This window comes from Jatrophihabitans sp., from assembly GCF_035474675.1.
Taxonomy (GTDB): Bacteria; Actinomycetota; Actinomycetes; order Mycobacteriales; family Jatrophihabitantaceae; genus Jatrophihabitans_A.
Genome location: NZ_DATINC010000140.1, coordinates 34,549 through 52,281, shown reverse-complemented (window position 1 = coordinate 52,281; position 17,733 = coordinate 34,549). Strand labels below are relative to the sequence as shown.

Genomic DNA, 17,733 nt, shown 5'->3' with positions numbered 1-17,733 from the left:
AGGCGGTGGTCACTCGAGATCCAGCACCAAAGGCGCGTGGTCGGACGGGCCCTCGCCGCGCCGGGCGTCGCGGTCCACCCAGGCCGAGCGCACCGAGCGGGCCAGCGGCTCGTTGACCAGCGCCAGGTCGATCCGCATGCCGCGGCCCTTCTGGAAGCCGAGCATCCGCATCTCCCAGAAGGTGTAGGGATGCCGGCGGTCCGCGGGGTCGGCCGAGGCGCGCGGCATCAGGTCCAGCAGCGGGGCGTCCGGGTCGGCCTCGCGGATGGCGGTCAGCGCGGCCCGTTCCGGCGCGCTGACATGGGTGGCGCCGTCGAAGGCCGCGATGTCCCAGACGTCGGCGTCCAGCGGCGCCACGTTGAAGTCGCCGAGCAGCCCGTACGGCGCGTCCGCCCCCAGCGCGGCCCGCTCTGCGGCCGCCTGCGCCCGGACGGCGTCTAAGAAGCGCAGTTTGTAGTCGAAGTGCAGGTGGCCGACCTGCCGGCCGTTCGGCACGTACAGCGACCACAGCCGGATTCCACCGCAGGTGGCGCCGACGGCCCGGTCCTCCGCCGCGTCGTCGAAGTCCGGCTGCCCGGGCAGCCCGTAGGTGACGTCGGCCAGGCCCACCCGGGACAGGATGCCGACCCCGTTCCACCGGCCGCTGCCCAGGTGCACCGAGTCGTAGCCGAGCTCGGCCAGCGGCCCGGCCGGCCAGCCCTGCTCGGGCACCTTGGTCTCCTGCACCAGCAGCACGTCCGGCTGCCGGTCGGCGAGCCAGCTCAGCAGCCGCGGCAGCCGGGCCTTGACGGAATTGACGTTCCAGGTCGCGATGCGCACTCACTGATACTGGCATTCGGCCGCGGTTGGGCAGAATCCGAAGGATGAGGCACCGGCTGAACACCGTGACGGCACCCGACGGCCGGGCGCTCGGCGTTGCGCAGTGGGGCGCTGCCGACGGCGTTCCGGTCTTCTTCCTGCACGGCACCCCGGGCTCCCGGCTGGCTCGCCCGGACGAGGCCGCGCTGGCAGCGGCCGGGCTGCGGGTGGTGACCTACGACCGGCCGGGCTACGGCGCCTCGGACCGCCGGCCGGGCCGGCGGGTGGTCGACTGCGCCCAGGACGTGGCCGCCATCGCCGACGCGCTGGGAATCGACCGGTTCGCGGTGAGCGGCTGGTCCGGCGGCGGGCCGCACGCGCTGGCGGTGGCCGCCAGGCTGGCTGACCGGGTGACGGCTGTCGAGTGCCAGGCCAGCCTCGCTCCCTACGACGCCGAGGGCCTGGACTGGTGGGCGGACATGGGTCCGGAGACCACCCGGGAGTTCGGCTGGGCGCTGGAGGGCGAGCAGGTGCTGCACGACAACCTGCTCCGGCAGGCGGAGCACGACCTGGTGCGGCTGGCCCGGGAAAGGGCGGGGGTGCCCGCCGCCGACCGGGACGCGCCGGCGGTCTCCGACGACGAGCGGGCGTTCGTGGCCGCGATGCACGGCGCGTACACCGCCGGGGTCTGGGGTCGGGTCGACGACGCCCTGTCGTGCCTGCAGGGCTGGGGCTACTCCTTCGACGAGATCGCGGTACCGGTCACGGTTCGCTACGGCGCCCGGGATGCCCGGATCTCCGCGCGGCACAGCGCGTGGCTGGGCACCCGCATCCCCAACGCCAAGGTGGTGGTGAACCCCGACGGCGGCCACGACATCGACCCCGGCACCCAGATCGAGGACCTGCGCACGCTGGTCGCGGCCGGCTGACCGCCCCTCGGTGCGTTATCTTTGACAACGAACGCCGCGGGGCGGACAGCAACGCATCGACAGCTATTCAGAGGACTGTCGCAGGCCGCCAAGTCCCGCTCGAAGCCGTCACACCCAGGCGGGGTAATAGTTCTCAAGGAGCGCTAACGACGTATCTAAGCGTGCTACCGTCCTTCAACGGTTACCCGACCGTTTCAGGGGGAACCAATGAAATATCAGCGTGGTCGTTACAGACACATAGCAGTCATGATTGCGCTGATCGTCAGCGTACTTTCATGGCCATCTCGCGCTTCTGCGGACGCCGATTCGGATCGATATGAACAATATCGGTATGCTCTCGAGACAATACACCTGACTTACTATCAGTATGTGACACGCCAATCAGGATTCCGGGCTGTTGGCTGTATGAGTGGGTCCGAGGGTTGTCGCAAACCGGCACCTTATAACTCTTTCGACTGGAGTGACGACGGTTGCAGTGGTGCAGATCAGATCGGATCAATTTCGAGCTTTTACAGAACTTTATTTAATCAACCCTGTCGCCTTCATGATTTCGGGTACCGAAATTTTGGTAAGGGTTTGACTCTGTATCGTAATGAATCCATGCGTCTTGCGATCGACGACCGATTCAAGGCTGAAATGTTTAGACTCTGTAATAACAAATATCCCGGGTGGAAGAAATATATTAACTGGGTTGCCTGCCAGGATGAGGCGAGTATTGTCTATTCTGCCGTTCGCAGACTAAGTAACTGGGGAGCAAGCGGATCCCCGCCGCCATCGCTCGATAACTGTCCGAGCGGTGACTTCAGTGAATCGAGCGCCGACGGTACTTGCGGTACCCCCTCCCAGGATTATTGCCCTAACGGGGATTACAGCGGTAGTCCGTATGATGAAACCTGTGAATCGCTACCTCCAACAGCGAGTATCCAGCTGACACAAGGTGGGTCGGCTACCTTCGGTTACTGGTACGACGTTTATTTGACAGGATTCAAGCCTGGTAGTCGGGTCACGCTGACCTGCCGCGATTCAATCGATCCGGGTGGCTTTTGGAGCCAGACCTTCACCATCGATGGCGCCGGACGCGTCCGTGAGGCTACCCTTTGTTTTTCAGGAGATCACCCTCGTCATTGGGTCACCAGCAGTAGTGGCATCGAATCCGATCGTTTAAGATGGTAGATGGTCTGACAGCACGAGGCTCGCAGCACTACGGATTCAGCCCGTTATTCGTATGGGTTAGTAGTCAACCCCGAACACGGGCCGATTCACCTCTAGGCGATCGAACGGCAAAAGGACCGCTTCCTGCCGCATGCGACCCAACTGCTTCAGGCGCACGAAGTGATTTCGATGCCGCTGAGTGTCAGGGCAGTGTCGCTCCCTCTCCCTGTTGAGAGCCAGAACTACGGATGGAATCAGTCCGAGGCCACAGACCTGTCATCGGTTTTGTGCCATCCAGCCACCGGAAGGCCGTGCGGCGGGCTATCGTGCGGCATCGACTCAGAGCGCGGGGGCCGCTATGCGAGTACGTGTCGACAACGGTGGGCTGACGGTCAACGCGATCGCCGGGAACCATGCGGTCTTCCTCGGCTTCGACCTCACCGACGCTGCCCGCGCCGGCTGCCTGGGGTTCGCGATCCACCGGCAGGACCTCACCAGCCACAGGTCGAAGTGGCTGTCGGGGTTCAAGACCTTCAAGTCTCAGGTGCCGACGCCGGCGCTGACCACGATCTACTCGACCCAGCGCCAGCCCATCCAAGCCATGTGGTGGGGCGACTACACCACCACGCCGGGGCACCGCTACCACTACACCGTGCTGCCCCAGTACGGCACGCCCGACGACCTGACCGGCAAGGACTCGGTCACCGCACAGGTCGAGGTCACCACCGACGACCCGGACACCGGCACCCACGGCATCTACTTCAACCGCGGGGTGGCGGCCAGCCAGGCCTACGCCACCAAGTTCGGTGCCCCGCCGGACCAGCTGCCGCCGGCTCGGCGTGCCGCGGCGATGCGCTGGCTGTCCCGCGGCCTGCACGAGGCGCTGATCGCCTACATCACCGACGGCGCGGGGCCGTCGCTGGCGCTGCGGGCCGCGGTGTACCAGTTCACCGAGCCGAGCGTGCTGGCGGCGTTCGCCCAGGCGCAGGCCGCCGGCGCCGACGTTCAGGTGATCTACCACGCCGACGGCGACGAGGGCCAGGCCAACGAGGTGGCCATCCAGGCCGCCGTCGACTCCGCCGGCTTCGACCGTGCCGCGGTCATCCCACGCACCCACGCGACGATCGCGCACAACAAGTTCATCGTCCGCGCCGACAAGGCCGCGGACGGCACGCTGAGCCCGGCACAGGTGTGGACCGGTTCGACGAACCTCAGCCAGGGCGGCATCTTCGGCCACTCCAACGTCGGGCACGTGGTGCGGGATGCCTCGGTGGCACAGGCCTACCTGGACTACTGGGGCCAGGTGGCCGGCGACCCGGTGAAGCCCCTGCTGCGGGCCTGGACGGACGAGCACAGCCCGTTCGACGCAGGCAGCCTCGGCGATCCCGGCGTGCACCCGCTGTTCAGCCCGCGTACCGCGCTGGACCCGCTGAACTGGTACGCGACCGGCTTCGCCACCTCGCCGGCCAGCACCTCCATCACGCTGCCGTTCGGGCTGGACGACGCCCACTTCGAAGCCCAGCTGGCCGCCGCACACACCCCCGGGGTGCTGCGCTTCGTGCTGCTGGACTCACGGGACAACCACCAGGACATCTGGTCGACCGACCGGATGGTGCAGGTCGCCGTGGGCGCCACCGGCAGCCCACAAGCGCTGAGCAGCTGGGCCGCCGAGCAGCTGACCGGGTTCAACCTGCACGCCCGCTACCTGCACACCAAGATCCTGCTGGTCGACCCGCTCGGCCAAGTGCCGGTCACCGTGTCCGGCTCGGCGAACTTCTCCAGCGCCTCCACCATCTCCAACGACGAGAATATGCTGGTGATCACGGGGGATACCGAGGTGGCCGACGTCTACTTCGCCGAGTTCCAGCGGATCTTCGACCACTTCTACGCCCGCTGGTGGGCGCAGCGACTGCGCAAGCGGGCGCCCGAGGCGCACGACTACCTGACCGAGGACGACAGCTGGCTGGAGCCGTACTACAAACCCGGAACCCCCAAGTCCGCCAGGCGAATCCTGTACGCCGGCACCGGCGGATAACCGGCGGCTCAGCCGGCGTTGCCGCCGCTCAAGCCGGGAATGGTGGCCAGATCGGACGCGAGCAGGTCGCGGTCCTCGTCCTCGGCGATGTCGACCGCGCGGGCCTGTTCGACGTACCTCGCAGCGGCAGCCGCGTCGCCGGCAACGCTGGCCGCGCGGGCCAGTGCCTCGTAGGCATAGCCGAGATCCCAGTCGCCGATGCCGTTGGCCTGGCAGATCTCCAGGCACCGCCGGGCGTGGTAGCCGGCGGGCTCGGCACGACCCAGCACCGTGTAGACCCGCGACACCTGCCACTCGCTGCGGGCCAGGTTGTTGGGCGTCGCCCCGGATCCCTCAGCCCGCCAGTGGTGCGCCGAGGCATGTGCCATGTGCAGCATGGCGTCGTTCTCCTCGACGGAGCGGTCCGGCTTGTCCATCAGCGCCCAGGTCTGGTTGAACAGCTCGATCCCGATGGCGCGGTGGTTGAGGGTCTCGGTCATGCGGCGAAGTATTGCGCACTCCGCGACGCGAGCGCCCGGTCTACTCCGGATAGCTGTCCAGCATCTGCTCGGCCGCGCCGACCGCGTCCGGGTACCCGAACAGCCCGGGCAGGCCACCGGTGTGCAGGAACACCGTCGGAACACCGGCGGTGACCGTCCCGGCCCGGACCGCCGCCACCAGGGCGGCCATCGCCCGGCCGGTGTAGATCGGGTCCAGCACCAGCGCCTCGGTGCGCGCGACCAGCCGCATCGCCTCGACCACCGGCTCGCCCACCGTGGCATAACCGGCCCCCACCTGGTCGCGGTCGATCCGCAGCTGCTCGCCGGCAACCGCCCGCGGCCCGACCTGGCTGGCGAACTCGGCCACCACCCCGGCCGGGTCAGCCACCGCACCCACGTCCACCCCGAGCACCCGGTCCGGGCCGAGTGCGGCCACCAGCCCGGCCATGGTGCCGCCGGAGCCGAGCGCGACGACCGCGGTGTGCAGGTCCGGCAGCTGGCCGAGCAGCTCGCGGCCGGCCTCTTCATACCCGAGCGCCCCGGTAGCGCTGGAGCCGCCCAGCGGGAGCAGCACCGGCCGGGCACCGTCGGCGCGCAGCCGCTCGGTGATCCCGTGAGCGACCTCGGCCAACCCCACGAAATCCACGTCGCCGGCCCAGTGCACCTGGGCGCCGAACAGGCCCGCCAGTGCGACGTTGCCGTTCCGGATTCCTGCGTACCGGCCGGGAAAGACCAGCACCACCCGCAGCCCGAGCCGGGCGCCGACCGCGGCGGTCAGCCGCGCGTGGTTGCTCTGCGCGCCGCCCAGGGTGACCAGCGTGTCCGCGCCGTCGGCCAGCGCGGCCCCGACCGTGAATTCGAGTTTGCGCAACTTGTTGCCGCCGGCACCGAGGCCACCGAGGTCCTCCCGCTTGATCCACAAGTCCTCGGAACCCAGCCCCAGCGCGGCCGCCAGCCGGGGCGCCGGCTCCAGCGCGGTGGGCCAGCTACCGAGGGTCACGCGAGGTGCCGTCATGGTCACACCGTAGCGGCGGCCGACGGCAGTTCCTTCAGGTCCCGCAGCGGGGAGAGGAACACCGGCAGGAAGGTCAGCGCGCTGCCCACCGCGACCACGAACAGGGTCTGCCGGACACCGATCGCCGAGCCGAGCAGGCCGCCGAGCACGCCGCCGACCGGCATGGCGCCCCAGACCAGGAACCGCATGGTCGCGTTCATGCGGCCCAGCAGCGCCGGCGGGCACAGGCCCTGCCGGAAGCTGACCTGGGTGATGTTGTAGACCACCACGGCCACCCACATGACCGCCTGGGCGAGGGCCAGCAGCCCCAGCGTCCAGTCGCGCTGCACGAACGGCGCGACGAAGCCGCCCGGACCCATCGCCAGCGCCGCGACCCAGATCGCCGGGCCTTGCCCCAGCCAGTCGGCGACCCGGCGGGCGAGCAACGAGCCCACCAGCCCGCCGATGGCCGAGGTCGACTCGATCAGGCCGATCCAGCCGGCCGACAGCCGCAGCTCGCGGGCGAGCAGCACGTAGAACACCGCGCTCGCCATCGCCGCGAACAGGTTCGACAGGCCGGTGCACATCGCGATCGCGCGCAGCAACCGGTTGCCCAGCACGAACCGCAGCCCCTCGCCGATCTCGCGGCGCAGGTTGCGGTCGGGTGCCCGCTCCGGCCGCGGCGGCCGGGCGCGGATGGCGTGCACCCAGGCCGCCGACCACAGGAAGCTCAGCCCGTCCAGCAGGATCGCGTACGGCGCGGTCAGCACCTGGATCAGCGCGCCGCCGAGGCTGGGGCCGCCGATCTGGGCGACCGACTCGCTGGCCTGCAGCTTGGCGTTCGCCTCCACCAGCTCCTGCCGCTGCACCAGTTGGGGCAGGTAGGACTGGTAGGCCACGTCGAAGAACACCGTGCAGATCCCGGTCAGCAGCGCCACCGCGTACAGCTGGCCGATGCTGAGCACGCCCAGCCAGTGCGCGACCGGGATCGAGGCCAGCGCCGCCGCCCGCAGCAGGTCGTTGACGATCAGCACGCTGCGGAACCGCATCCGGTCCACCCAGGCGCCGGCCGGCAGCCCCACCACCAGGAACGCCGCCAGCTGGCAGGTGACCAGTAGCCCGACCTCGAAGGTGCTGGCCCGCAGGATCAGGATGGCGATCAGCGGCAGCGCCAACTGGCTGATGTTGGAGCCGAACTGGCTGACCGTCTCGCCGATCCACAGCCGCCGGAAATCCAGGTGGTGCCACAGGCCGCCGCGCCGGGTGCGGGAAAGGTCAGCGGTCCCAGGGAGGTCGGCGGTCACCGGGCCATCCTCAGCGAAGTGATTGAGGTTTGTCAATCACTTCCGCTAAGCTGGTGCCATGGATCAGCGGAGCCCGGCCAGCGACTCCGAGGCCCGGGCGTTGGCCTCGGCGCTGCGGTTGCGGATCCTGCGGATCTGCCTGGGGGAGGCCCATACCAACAAGGAGATCGCCGAGGTGCTCGGCCGGGATCCGGCGAGCATCCTGCACCACACCCGGACGCTGGTGCGGACCGGCTTCCTGCAGCCGCAGGCCGAGCGGCGGGGCGCGCGGGGCGCCCGGGAGATCCCATACCTGGCCACCAAGAAGTCCTGGCGGCTCAGCGTCCCGGCCATGGACCGGTCGATGCTGGACGCCTTCCTGGAAGAGCTCGCCCTGGTGCCGGGGGAGGAGGTGGACACCGCGCGGCTCGGCCTGCGGCTGGCAACCGCCCAGCTGGACGAGTTCCGCGACCGGCTGCGCGACCTGCTCGAGGAGTTCGCCGCGCTGCCGGACGACCCTACCGCACCCGCCTGGTCGCTGTTCCTGGTGCTGCACCCGGACCCGAACCGGCCCTGACAGGAACAGGCCGATGATCCGTGTGATCCTGATCCGGTGACAAGCGAGCAGAACCCGCTGCAGATCCTGCTGCACGCCCAGGTCGACGCCGGCTCGATCCCTGGCGCGGTGGCGCTGGTGTCCCGGCCGAACCACCTGGAAGAACACGCGGTCGGGTGCGCCGACCTCCAGCGTGGGATGCCGATGAACCCGGACCTGATCTTCCGGATCGCCTCGATCACCAAGCCGATCATCGCCGCGGCCGCGATGGTGCTGGTGGAGGACGGCCGGATGGCCCTCGACGACCCGGTGCGGCAGTGGTTGCCGGAGCTGGCCGAGCCGATGGTGCTGCGCCGGCCGGACGGCCCGGTGGAGGACGTGGTGCCGGCCGTCCGGCCGATCACCGTGCGGCACCTGCTCGACTCGCGCGCCGGATACGGCTTTCCGTCGGACTTCTCCTGGCCCGTGGTGCGGCTGCTGCTCTACCTGCAGCCGGGCCCGCGCCCGGACCTGCTGCCGGCGCCGGACAAGTGGCTGGCTCGGCTGGCCGGCATTCCGCTGCTGTACCAGCCCGGCGAGGCCTGGCTGTACAACACCTGCTACGACATCCTCGGCGTGCTGATCGCCCGGGTCGCGGGCTGCCCGTTGCCGCAGTTCCTCACCGAGCGGCTGTTCGAACCGCTCTACATGTTCGACACCGGCTTCGAGGTGCCGGCGGACAAACTGCACCGGTTCACCAGCTACTACCAGGCCGACCCGGACGGCAGCCTGCGGCTGCTCGATCCGCCGGACGGCTGGTGGAGCAGGCCGCCGGCCTTTCCGTCCGGTGCCGGTGGTCTGGTGTCCACCGCCGACGACTGGTTCGCCTTCGCCGGAATGCTGCTCGGTCAGGGAACCTTCCGAGACCGCCGGGTGCTGTCCCCGGAGTCGGTCCGTCAGATGACCACCGACCAGCTGACCGCCGGGCAGCGCGAGGCCGGCCGGCTGTTCCTGGAGGGACAGGGCTGGGGCTACGGCGGCTCGGTGGACATCGAGGCCATCGAGCCCTGGAACGTGCCCGGCCGGTACGGCTGGGTCGGCGGCACCGGAACCACGGCGCACATCACCCCCGCGACCAGGACCATCGCGATCCTGCTCAGCCAGTTGCAGATGTCCAGCCCGACGCCACCGGACCTGATGCGCGAGTTCTGGCGGTACGCGGCCGGCTGACCGGATGCCAACAGGGGAGGGGAACAGCGTCATGTCGGATGCGATCCGGCTCAGCTCGGTGGCGTTGGAATGCCCGGACGCCCGCCGGCTGGCGGCGTTCTACGCCGAAATCACCGGGGGCCGGGTGACCTTCGCCAACGACGAGTGGGCAACCGTGAACGGCCCGGGCGGCCGGATCGACTTCCAGACCGCTCCGGGACACCTGCCGCCGAGCTGGCCGGACCCGCGCGCGTCGATGCAGATGCATCTGGACTTCTTCGTCGAGGACCTGCCGGCGGCCGAGGCCCGGGTGCTGGCGGCCGGCGCCCGCAAGTACGCCCTGCAGCCGAACGCCGATCACTGCCTGGTCTACGCCGACCCGGCCGGGCACCCGTTCTGCCTGACCACCTGGGACGAGGTGCCGGCCTGACCCTGAAGCCGCGGGAAGGCGTACCCGGCTTCGCGATCCACATGCTGCTCACAGCTTCGGCACGACGTCGCGCCAGGCTGGCTCCACACCATGGCGGCACGGCTGGACCACCCGGGCCCGGCCGGTGTCAGGAGGTGTTTCCATGAACCCGAACGAATGGTCGCCGCCGCCGGTGCCGCCACCGGCGTACGGTCCGACCAGTCAGCCGGAACGCAAGCGGCGGGGCCTGCTCGTCGGCGGCGGCCTGCTCGCAACCGGTGCGGTAGCCGGCGCAATCATCGGTGGCACGGTGCTGTCCAGCGCCGCGACCACCACGCCGTCCGCACCGAGTTCGTCCAGCAGCAGTGAGGCGCCGGGAACCAACAACGCGCCGGGGGCGAACAACGCGCCGGGGGCGAACAAGCAGGCCACCCCGGTCCGTCCGGACGAGAAGGCGGTCAGCGCCGACGTGGCGGCCAAGCTCAAGGCGGCCGCGCTGAAGGCGGTGCCCGGCGGGACGGTGTTCCGGGTCGAGACCGACGCCGACGGTGACGCCTACGAGGCGCACATGACCAAGGCCGACGGAAGCTTCGTGACCGTGAAGTTCGACAAGAACTACGCCGTCACCAAGGTCGAGGAAGGCATGGGCGCCGGCGGTCCGGGCAGGGGCCACGGGGGCGGTCCGAACAACGGCTCGGGGACCGAGTCGGGCGGCTGATCCCGCAAGACCCGGCTCGGGTGGTCGAGTGGCCACCCGAGCCGGGTTCTCAACCGGTCAGCTTCTGCCACACCGAGACGTGCTTGCGGCTGTCGCTGGTGAACGGGGTGCGCTGCCAGTCGCTCCAGCGGTGCCGTAGCGTCATTCCCGCCAGCCGCGCCATCAGGTCCAGTTCGGCCGGCCAGACATAGCGGAACGGTATGGAACCGCTGGTCAACCGGCCGTCCTCCTGCCAGTAGTGGTGCGAGACCAGCCCCTGGTTGGCGATGTCGTAGGAGTCGAAGCCGAGCCGGGTCTCGCTGACCTCGAACGGCCGGACGGTCTCGCCGGGCGGCAGCCGCTGCAGGTCCGGCACCATCACCTCGATCACGAACCACCCGCCGGGGGACAGGTGCTCGGCGACGTTGGCGAAGCAGGCGGCCTGCTCGTCCTGGCTGGTCAGGTTCATGATGGTGTTGAACACCAGGTAGCCGAGCGTGAAGCTGCCCGGCACCCGGGTGTGCGCGAAATCCCCGACGGTGACGCCGATCCGCTCGGCGCCGGGCTTCTTCGCCAGCTGGGCGAGCATCGCGGGGGACAGGTCGATGCCGTGTACCGGCACCCCGCGCCGGCTCAGCGGCAGCGCGAGGCGCCCGGTGCCGATGCCGAGCTCCAGCGCGGCCCCGTCGCCGGCCAGTTCGGCCAGCACCTCGACGGCTGGTTCCACGGCCGCCGGGCTGAACATCTCGTCCTGCGGGTCGTCGTAGTGCTCGGCAACCCGCTCACCGAAGAAATCCTCAGGCATACCTGGCATCCTCGCGGTTCGGGCGCGTTCTCCCAAACGATTTAGCTGCTGCGGCGGCGGACCGGACGCGGCGCCGGCCCGCTGGCTAACCGGTGCCGAGCAGTTCCCGGACGAGGTTCTCGACGCGGGCCCGGATCTCGTCGCGGACCTGGCGGACCATCTCGATCGGCTGGCCGGCGGGGTCCGGAAGCTGCCAGTCCTCGTAGCGGGTGCCCGGGTAGTAGGGGCAGCTGTCGCCGCACCCCATGGTGACCACCACGTCGGCATCGGACACCGCGCCGTCGGTGAGCAGCTTGGGCTGCTCGGCGGCGATGTCGATGCCGACCTCGCGCATGGCCTGGACCGCGACCGGGTTGATCCGGTCGGCGGGTTCGGAGCCGGCCGACCGGACGTCGATCCGGTTCCCGGCGATCGACGTCAGCCAGCCGGCAGCCATCTGGGAACGGCCCGCGTTGTGCACGCAGACGAACAGCACGGTAGGCGGATGGTCGCTCATGCCAGCACCTCCGGGTAGAGGCCGCGGATCAGGCCGTAGCCGAGCACGCCGCCGGCGAGTTGGGCAAGGACGAAAACCGGCACCGAGGACGGCGCAATGCCGGCGAACGTGTCGGAGAACATGCGGGAAACGGTGACGGCCGGATTGGCGAACGAGGTCGAACTGGTGAACCAGTAGGCGGCGAGCAGGTAACCGCCGACCGCGAAGGCGACGCGGTCGGTCCGGCCGGACCGCAGCGTGCCGAACACCACCAGCAGCAGCCCGAGGGTGGCGACCAGCTCGCCGAGCCACAGCCCGCTGCCCGAACGGTGGTGGCCGGACAGCGTGACGGCTGTCAGGTCGAACATCAGGTTGGCCAGCACCGCGCCGGCGAAACCCCCGCCGAACTGCGCCAGGATCAGTGCCGCCGCATCCGCGGTGGTGATGCTGCCGAGCACTCGCTCGATCACGGTCACCACCGGGTTGAAGGCCGCTGACACCGGTTGGAGCGCCAGGATCAACGCGACCAGCGCACCGGCGGTGACGAGGGAGTTCTCCAGCAGTTGCAGGCCGGCCTGGCCGGGGGAGAGCCGCACGGCGGCGATCCCCGAGCCGAGGACGGCCGCGACGAGGAACGCGGTGCCGACGAACTCGGCCAGCACCCGGCGGGCCAGCAAGCTCACGGCGCGGCGGTGCCGATCAGGGTGGCGAGCCCGGCCAGGGCGTCGCTGCGCACCTGGTAGTAGACCCAGACGCCGCGCCGCTCCCGCGTCAGCAGGCCGGCATCGTGCAGCACCTTCAGGTGATGGCTGATGGTCGGTTGGGACAGTTCGAAGGCGTCGTTCAGGTCGCACACGCACGCCTCGCCACCCTCGTGCGACGCCACCAGCGACAGCAGGCGGAGCCGGACCGGATCGGCGAGTGCCTTGAGCAGCGGGGCGATCCGCTCGGCGGCATCGGCGCTCAACGGTTCCCGGCTCAACGGCGAGCAGCAGGCGACCGCCTGGACCGGGGTGAGCGTCAACACGGAAGACTTCGACATGCGTCTATATTGACAGATGTCAATGCTAGTGGCAACCTGACACGCACTAAGACATAGACAACCGTCGATGTCCTGTTTCCGGGAGGAACCCATGAGCCGTGTCCAGCTCGCTCTCAACGTCGATGACCTGACCTCCTCGATCGCCTTCTACAGCAAGCTGTTCGGCGTCGAGCCCGCCAAGGTCCGCGAGGGGTACGCCAATTTCGCCGTCACCGAGCCGCCACTCAAGCTGGTGCTGCTGGAGAACCCGGGGCACGGCGGCTCGATCAACCACCTGGGGGTCGAGGTCGAGGACGTCGCCGCCGTCAATGCCGCCCAGACCCGGCTGGCCGAGGCCGGGCTGGCCTCGGTCGACCAGCGCGGCACCACCTGCTGCTACGCCGAGCAGGACAAGTTCTGGGTGCAGGGCACGCCGAACGGCGAGCAGTGGGAGGTCTACACGGTGCTCGCCGACTCCCAGACGTTCGGGTGCGGTACCAGCCCGGACGGCACCTGCTCGACCACCGGTTCCGCCGACGGTGCGGCCGCCTGCTGCTGATAGGCCCTCCTGGCCCGGCACCGAAGCTCGGACGAAGGGCCGGGGCATTCGGAGTCCCGGCCCTGCCGTCGTGGGTTGCCCATGTCGCCGTCGCCCCTATAGGTCTCCGTTGGAGAATGATTTGGAAGGGATGAACTTAAACAGGTTTGTCGATTTGTGTACTTTTTGACCACGTTAGGGCTCCTTCCGCTTGTGCGCACACTCGTCGCCGAGCTACCGCTCGGTGGCAGTCACGACATACGGGAGTTCTCATGTGGAAGCGTATTGCACTAGCGGGAACTGCGGCCGCTGTAATGGCCGGTGCAGGCGTGGTGAGCGCCGCTCCTGCGAGCGCGGGAACATCGAGTGGGTACTACATCTCAAATCCGAAAGGCCAGCCGGATTCCGGCTACGGCGAGTTCGATGATCTCGGCGAGCACTTCTACGCCTGCGACCTCCGCGTCGACGGATACGGCGTGCAGATCGACTGGTACGAGGTTGTCAACCCCGGCAACCATGGCTCGCTCCGCGACGTCAACGGTGCCAACGGTGACTGTGCGACCTACAACGCCAGCATCGCCGAGGGTCATGCGGTGAACTGGCGCATCTGCAACACCGACGCTGGCACGGAGGTTTCCTGCACCGGCTACTTGCGGGATTACGCCTGAGGTAGAACGCCATGAACCCGGTCAGTCGGCACCTGTCCGCAGGCGCCGACTGACCGGACGGGTCAGCACCAGGCTCAGAATCGCGCGTTAGACAAACCTGGGTTGCCGTACCGCTTGCTGCCGATCAAGAGCTGAGAAGCACGAGTTGCTGGGTGGCTCGGGTCATTGCGACGTAGCGGTCGACCGCTTCCTCGATGCCGCTGACGGAGCTGCCGGACGCTTCGCCGCCTGACCTGACGGCGTCGATGAGGATGACCAGATCGAACTCGAGTCCCTTCGACAGCTCCGGGGTCAGGCACCGGACGCGTGGCCGGTCGCCGGCCAACGCTTGTTCCCCGATGACGCAGGCGATTCCTTCGGCATGAGTGGCGAGCCAGCTGTCGAGGATCGGGTCCAGCTCCGCGATCGAGTCGTGCACGACAGGAAGGCCGCTGCTGCGGATCGAGGTCGGTACGTTGGCATCCGGCAGCACCGCCCGGATCACCGGTTCCGCCTCGGCCATCACCTCGGTCGGCGTCCGGTAGTTGATCCGCAGGTGTGCCTGGCTGATCTGCGCCAGCCCGATCCGCTCCAGCCGTTCCTGCCAGGACTCGGCGAACCCGTGCCTGGCCTGGGCCCGGTCGCCGACGACGGTGAAGCTGCGGGACGGGCAGCGCAGCAGCAGCATCTGCCATTCCGCGTCAGTGAGCTCCTGGGCCTCGTCCACCACGACGTGCGCGAACGGGCCGGCCAGCAGGTCGGGGTCGGCGCTCGGCAGCGCCGCCTCGTTGACCAGGGCGGCCTGCAGGTCCGGCCTGCGCAGCATGGACATCACCTGCATCTCGGAGTCGTCGCTGGCGACGAGGTGCTCGACGACCTTGGCCATCTCCTGCTGTTCGGCGGCGATGGTGGCCTGCCGCCGGCGCTCACGCCGCCACGCCTCGGAATCGCCGAGGCGCTGCCGGGCCGCGTCCAGGTAGGGGAGATCCGAGACGGTCCAGGCCTGCGGGTCTGCTCGCTGCAGCATGCGTACCTCGTCGGGGCTCAGCCAGGGCGCGCACCTGCGCAGGTAGGCGGGCACCGACCAGAGATCGCCCACCAGGTCGGTGGCTTCCAGCAACGGCCAGGCGCGGGTGAAGGCGGCAAGCAGTTCGTCGTTGTGTTGCAGGGCTTTCCGCAGCAGGGGAGGGGAGGTGCCGTCGTCACAGTTGTCCACCAGGATGGCGAGCAACGCCTCCCACACCTGCTCGCGGGCCTCGTTGTGCAGGGCACCGGTTTCTGCCGCGTCGAACGCCTCGGCCCAGTCGTCCGCGGTCAGCCGGATGTCGGTGGTCTCGGTGCTGACGATCATGCTTTTGGTCGGCGGTTCCTCGTAGAACCGGACCGCTGCCTCGATCGCCCGCACCAGTTCCGCCGACGACTTCAACCGGGCCACCTCAGGATTCGTCTCGACCGCTGCGGTTGCTCCCTCAGGAACGAGGTCGCGCAGGGTGCAGGTCTGCACGCCCTCCTCGCCGAGGCTGGGCAGCACGTCGGAGACGTAGGCCAGGTAGGGCCGGTGCGGGCCGACGAACAGCACACCGCCACTGCGGTGGCCGAGCCGGGGGTCGGAGTAGAGCAGGTAGGCCGAACGGTGCAACGCCACCACGGTCTTGCCGGTCCCGGGACCGCCGTCGACCACCAGGGTGCCGCGGGAGCCGGCCCGGATGATGGCGTCCTGGTCGGCCTGGATGGTGCCGAGCACGTCGCGCATCCGCGGCGAGCGGGAACTGCCCAGGCTGGCGATGAAGGCGGACTGGTCGTCCAGCGCCGCGTGCCCCGCCAGGCCGGCCAACTGCTCCGCGGCGAACACCTCGTCCCAGTAGTCGCTGATCCGCCCGCGTGTCCAGCGGTACCTGCGCCGGCTTGCCAGGCCCATCGGATTGGCGTGGGTGGCGCCGAAGAACGGCTCGGCGGCGGGGGAGCGCCAGTCCAGCAGCACGTGCCGGCCGGTGCGGTCGGTCAGGCCGAACCGGCCGATGTACACCGGCTCCTCCTCGTCCGCGCCGACGATCCGGCCGAGGCACAGGTCCAGGCCGTAGCGGCGCAGTGCACGCAACCGGGCGGTCAACCGGTGGATCTCGAAATCCCGGTCCATCGCCGCCTGGCCGCCGCGGCCGGGGGACCTGCGCTCGACGGCGAGACGCTCGGACAGGTCGGCGATCGTCTCCTCCAGGCTCGCGGCCAGTGCCGCGAAGTGCCGCTCGTCGCTGGCGATCAGTGCCGGGTCGGCCTTGGCGGCCAGCCGGTCGGGAAGGTCGAACACGCTGGTGGGTGGCGGGGTCACGGCATCAACTCCTGGGGTCTTTCAGTCCGGTCGGCGATTCTGCGCCATGACCGGGGTCTTGCCGCAAGACCCGGGGGGCGCTATATGTTGAAGTGGAAGGAGAGATCTCCTTTCCGCATCGTCCCGCTCCGGCCCGGCCGAGCTGTCGACGGACGACCTTCTCGCCCAACGCGACCCGCTCCGCGTAGCGTTCCGCCAACCGTTACCGTCACCCATGACGTGTCCGGACGGACCTCACACCGGGAAGGGGAGCACGGGTGAAGATCTTCATCTCCTCCGACATGGAAGGCACCGCCGGGGTGGTGGACTGGGAGCAGTGCCGTCCGGGCCAGCAGGACTACGAGCTCTACCGGAGATTGCTGCAGGACGAGGTGAACGCGGCGATCGACGGGGCGAACCAGGCCGGCGGGCCGCACGAGTTCCTCGTCAACGACTCGCACGGCAAGATGGCGAACCTGCATCCGGAGCGGTTGAACGGGGAAGCCGCATACCTGTCCGGACGGCACAAGCCGCTGTACATGATGCAGGGCCTCGACGAGTCCTTCGACGCCATCTTCTTCCTCTCCTATCACGGCTCGGCCTCGGCCGGACCGGCAACCCTGTCGCACACCTACAACCCGGCGGCGATCGCGGAGGTCCGGCTCAACGGCACGCTGGCCGGCGAGTCCGGTATCAACTCGCTGGTGGCACTCGGTCATGGCGTGCCGGTGGTGCTGGTGACGGGCGACCAGACCACGGCGTCGGAGCTCCGCCCGTTCTGGCCCGAGGCTCGCGCGGCCGTGGTGAAGCAGTCGGTGTCCCGGTTCGCCGCCGAGAGCCTGCACCCGGCGCAGGCCACCCGACTGATCGCTCAGCGGGCGCGAGAAGCCGTCGAGGCGCTGGGCGGCGCCACGCCGAAACCGACCGCGCGGATCGAGCTGCCAGCCACGCTCACCATCCGGCTGCGCAATCCGGACCTGGCCGAGATGGCGACCTGGCTGGAACGGGTCGAGCCGGACCGGGACGAGCCGACCGTCGTGCACCTCGCGGACGACGATCCGATCCGGCTCTACCGCACTTTCGTCACCCTGGTGCTGCTCACCCGAGGCATCGCCGAGTAGGTCGGTTGGAGGTGAACCGGTGCTCGACAGGTAGGGGGTACCGGTCCAGAAGTGAATTGACATAATGTCGATTATCGGATCTACGACGGTGACCGAGCGGGGCATCTGAGACCGGATTCCGCGCGTTTCCCGTGGTGCGATAACCCGATACCTGGCCAGGATCTTTCCGGCAGCTTGATCCGTCTCAAGGAACTCCGGGCCGCGCGAACTCGATGCGGGTGCGAGTTCGTCGTTCGGCAGTCCGTATTTTGATGTCCGTCCAGGCATGCTCTTCAGGTCGCCGCACCATCGCAGCTGCCCG

19 protein-coding genes are annotated in these 17,733 nt (G+C 69.1%); 10 read left to right on the top strand and 9 right to left on the bottom strand.

Going from position 1 to position 17,733, the window contains the following annotated elements:
- Positions 1-9 precede the first annotated feature (9 nt).
- Entirely contained in the window at positions 10-819 is an 810-nt protein-coding gene (locus VLJ82_RS16240; protein ID WP_408664410.1) for an exodeoxyribonuclease III, read from the bottom strand.
- A 44-nt stretch (positions 820-863) separates the two neighbouring features.
- Here VLJ82_RS16240 and VLJ82_RS16235 point away from each other — a divergent pair, with 44 nt between their 5' ends.
- From VLJ82_RS16235 to VLJ82_RS16225, 3 genes are all read left to right on the top strand, one after another.
- A complete protein-coding gene (locus VLJ82_RS16235; RefSeq protein ID WP_408664409.1) occupies positions 864-1,727 on the top strand; it encodes an alpha/beta fold hydrolase in 864 nt (287 codons plus the stop codon).
- Positions 1,728-1,973: 246 nt separating this feature from the next.
- Positions 1,974-2,900, top strand: a complete 927-nt coding sequence (locus VLJ82_RS16230; RefSeq protein ID WP_408664408.1) for a phospholipase A2 — start codon at positions 1,974-1,976, stop codon at positions 2,898-2,900.
- 337 nt (positions 2,901-3,237) lie between these two features.
- A complete protein-coding gene (locus VLJ82_RS16225; RefSeq protein WP_408664407.1) occupies positions 3,238-4,914 on the top strand; it encodes a phospholipase D-like domain-containing protein in 1,677 nt (558 codons plus the stop codon).
- Between the two features lie 8 nt (positions 4,915-4,922).
- Here the strand turns inward: VLJ82_RS16225 and VLJ82_RS16220 are convergent, their stop codons facing one another.
- Genes VLJ82_RS16220 through VLJ82_RS16210 form a run of 3 tightly spaced genes read right to left on the bottom strand, consistent with a single transcriptional unit; the run spans position 4,923 to position 7,691 of the window.
- Positions 4,923-5,393, bottom strand: a complete 471-nt coding sequence (locus VLJ82_RS16220) for a hypothetical protein (protein WP_408664406.1) — start codon at positions 5,391-5,393, stop codon at positions 4,923-4,925.
- Between the two features lie 40 nt (positions 5,394-5,433).
- Positions 5,434-6,408 (bottom strand): D-cysteine desulfhydrase family protein, encoded by a 975-nt coding sequence (locus VLJ82_RS16215; protein WP_408664405.1) that lies wholly within the window; start codon positions 6,406-6,408, stop codon positions 5,434-5,436.
- 2 nt (positions 6,409-6,410) lie between these two features.
- The gene (locus VLJ82_RS16210) at positions 6,411-7,691 is read right to left on the bottom strand and encodes an MFS transporter (RefSeq protein WP_408664404.1); all 1,281 of its coding nucleotides are present in this window, start codon (positions 7,689-7,691) and stop codon (positions 6,411-6,413) included.
- 58 nt (positions 7,692-7,749) lie between these two features.
- Between VLJ82_RS16210 and VLJ82_RS16205 the strand changes: the two genes are divergently transcribed.
- The 4 genes from VLJ82_RS16205 (at position 7,750) to VLJ82_RS16190 (ending at position 10,541) form a co-directional block, all read left to right on the top strand.
- Positions 7,750-8,247, top strand: coding sequence for an ArsR/SmtB family transcription factor (locus VLJ82_RS16205; protein WP_408664403.1), 498 nt, complete (start codon positions 7,750-7,752; stop codon positions 8,245-8,247).
- Positions 8,248-8,283: 36 nt separating this feature from the next.
- On the top strand, positions 8,284-9,435 hold the full coding sequence (locus VLJ82_RS16200) for a serine hydrolase domain-containing protein (RefSeq protein ID WP_408664402.1): 1,152 nt from the start codon (positions 8,284-8,286) through the stop codon (positions 9,433-9,435).
- Positions 9,436-9,466: 31 nt separating this feature from the next.
- On the top strand, positions 9,467-9,844 hold the full coding sequence (locus tag VLJ82_RS16195; protein WP_408664401.1) for a VOC family protein: 378 nt from the start codon (positions 9,467-9,469) through the stop codon (positions 9,842-9,844).
- Positions 9,845-9,986: 142 nt separating this feature from the next.
- On the top strand, positions 9,987-10,541 hold the full coding sequence (locus tag VLJ82_RS16190) for a hypothetical protein (protein ID WP_408664400.1): 555 nt from the start codon (positions 9,987-9,989) through the stop codon (positions 10,539-10,541).
- Positions 10,542-10,590: 49 nt separating this feature from the next.
- Here the strand turns inward: VLJ82_RS16190 and VLJ82_RS16185 are convergent, their stop codons facing one another.
- From VLJ82_RS16185 to VLJ82_RS16170, 4 genes are all read right to left on the bottom strand, one after another.
- Positions 10,591-11,325, bottom strand: coding sequence for a class I SAM-dependent DNA methyltransferase (locus VLJ82_RS16185; protein ID WP_408664399.1), 735 nt, complete (start codon positions 11,323-11,325; stop codon positions 10,591-10,593).
- 85 nt (positions 11,326-11,410) lie between these two features.
- Positions 11,411-11,821 (bottom strand): arsenate reductase ArsC, encoded by a 411-nt coding sequence (locus VLJ82_RS16180; RefSeq protein ID WP_408664398.1) that lies wholly within the window; start codon positions 11,819-11,821, stop codon positions 11,411-11,413.
- Positions 11,818-12,483 (bottom strand): aquaporin, encoded by a 666-nt coding sequence (locus VLJ82_RS16175; protein WP_408664397.1) that lies wholly within the window; start codon positions 12,481-12,483, stop codon positions 11,818-11,820. Before VLJ82_RS16175 ends, VLJ82_RS16180 begins: the two co-directional genes overlap by 4 nt.
- Complete coding sequence (locus VLJ82_RS16170; protein WP_408664396.1) at positions 12,480-12,842, bottom strand: metalloregulator ArsR/SmtB family transcription factor; 363 nt, start codon at positions 12,840-12,842, stop codon at positions 12,480-12,482. The genes VLJ82_RS16175 and VLJ82_RS16170 overlap by 4 nt, the downstream gene beginning before the upstream one ends.
- A gap of 91 nt (positions 12,843-12,933) precedes the next feature.
- On the opposite strand from VLJ82_RS16170, the gene VLJ82_RS16165 reads away from it, so the two are divergent.
- Together VLJ82_RS16165 and VLJ82_RS16160 are read left to right on the top strand one after the other, a co-directional pair.
- Positions 12,934-13,380 (top strand): ArsI/CadI family heavy metal resistance metalloenzyme, encoded by a 447-nt coding sequence (locus VLJ82_RS16165; protein WP_408664395.1) that lies wholly within the window; start codon positions 12,934-12,936, stop codon positions 13,378-13,380.
- A 251-nt stretch (positions 13,381-13,631) separates the two neighbouring features.
- Positions 13,632-14,027, top strand: a complete 396-nt coding sequence (locus VLJ82_RS16160; RefSeq protein ID WP_408664394.1) for a hypothetical protein — start codon at positions 13,632-13,634, stop codon at positions 14,025-14,027.
- A gap of 124 nt (positions 14,028-14,151) precedes the next feature.
- Here the strand turns inward: VLJ82_RS16160 and helR are convergent, their stop codons facing one another.
- Positions 14,152-16,332 (bottom strand): RNA polymerase recycling motor ATPase HelR, encoded by a 2,181-nt coding sequence (gene helR / locus VLJ82_RS16155; RefSeq protein ID WP_408664393.1) that lies wholly within the window; start codon positions 16,330-16,332, stop codon positions 14,152-14,154.
- 257 nt (positions 16,333-16,589) lie between these two features.
- On the opposite strand from helR, the gene VLJ82_RS16150 reads away from it, so the two are divergent.
- On the top strand, positions 16,590-17,432 hold the full coding sequence (locus VLJ82_RS16150; RefSeq protein ID WP_408664392.1) for a M55 family metallopeptidase: 843 nt from the start codon (positions 16,590-16,592) through the stop codon (positions 17,430-17,432).
- The last annotated feature ends 301 nt before the right edge of the window (positions 17,433-17,733 follow it).

Coding starts and splice junctions, on each gene's coding strand:
- VLJ82_RS16235 (WP_408664409.1), top strand. CDS start 864: ATGAGGCACCGGCTGAACACCGTGACGGCACCCGACGGCCGGGCGCTC.
- VLJ82_RS16230 (WP_408664408.1), top strand. CDS start 1,974: ATGATTGCGCTGATCGTCAGCGTACTTTCATGGCCATCTCGCGCTTCT.
- VLJ82_RS16225 (WP_408664407.1), top strand. CDS start 3,238: ATGCGAGTACGTGTCGACAACGGTGGGCTGACGGTCAACGCGATCGCC.
- VLJ82_RS16220 (WP_408664406.1), bottom strand. CDS start 5,393: ATGACCGAGACCCTCAACCACCGCGCCATCGGGATCGAGCTGTTCAAC.
- VLJ82_RS16215 (WP_408664405.1), bottom strand. CDS start 6,408: ATGACGGCACCTCGCGTGACCCTCGGTAGCTGGCCCACCGCGCTGGAG.
- VLJ82_RS16205 (WP_408664403.1), top strand. CDS start 7,750: ATGGATCAGCGGAGCCCGGCCAGCGACTCCGAGGCCCGGGCGTTGGCC.
- VLJ82_RS16195 (WP_408664401.1), top strand. CDS start 9,467: ATGTCGGATGCGATCCGGCTCAGCTCGGTGGCGTTGGAATGCCCGGAC.
- VLJ82_RS16190 (WP_408664400.1), top strand. CDS start 9,987: ATGAACCCGAACGAATGGTCGCCGCCGCCGGTGCCGCCACCGGCGTAC.
- VLJ82_RS16185 (WP_408664399.1), bottom strand. CDS start 11,325: ATGCCTGAGGATTTCTTCGGTGAGCGGGTTGCCGAGCACTACGACGAC.
- VLJ82_RS16180 (WP_408664398.1), bottom strand. CDS start 11,821: ATGAGCGACCATCCGCCTACCGTGCTGTTCGTCTGCGTGCACAACGCG.
- VLJ82_RS16170 (WP_408664396.1), bottom strand. CDS start 12,842: ATGTCGAAGTCTTCCGTGTTGACGCTCACCCCGGTCCAGGCGGTCGCC.
- VLJ82_RS16165 (WP_408664395.1), top strand. CDS start 12,934: ATGAGCCGTGTCCAGCTCGCTCTCAACGTCGATGACCTGACCTCCTCG.
- VLJ82_RS16160 (WP_408664394.1), top strand. CDS start 13,632: ATGTGGAAGCGTATTGCACTAGCGGGAACTGCGGCCGCTGTAATGGCC.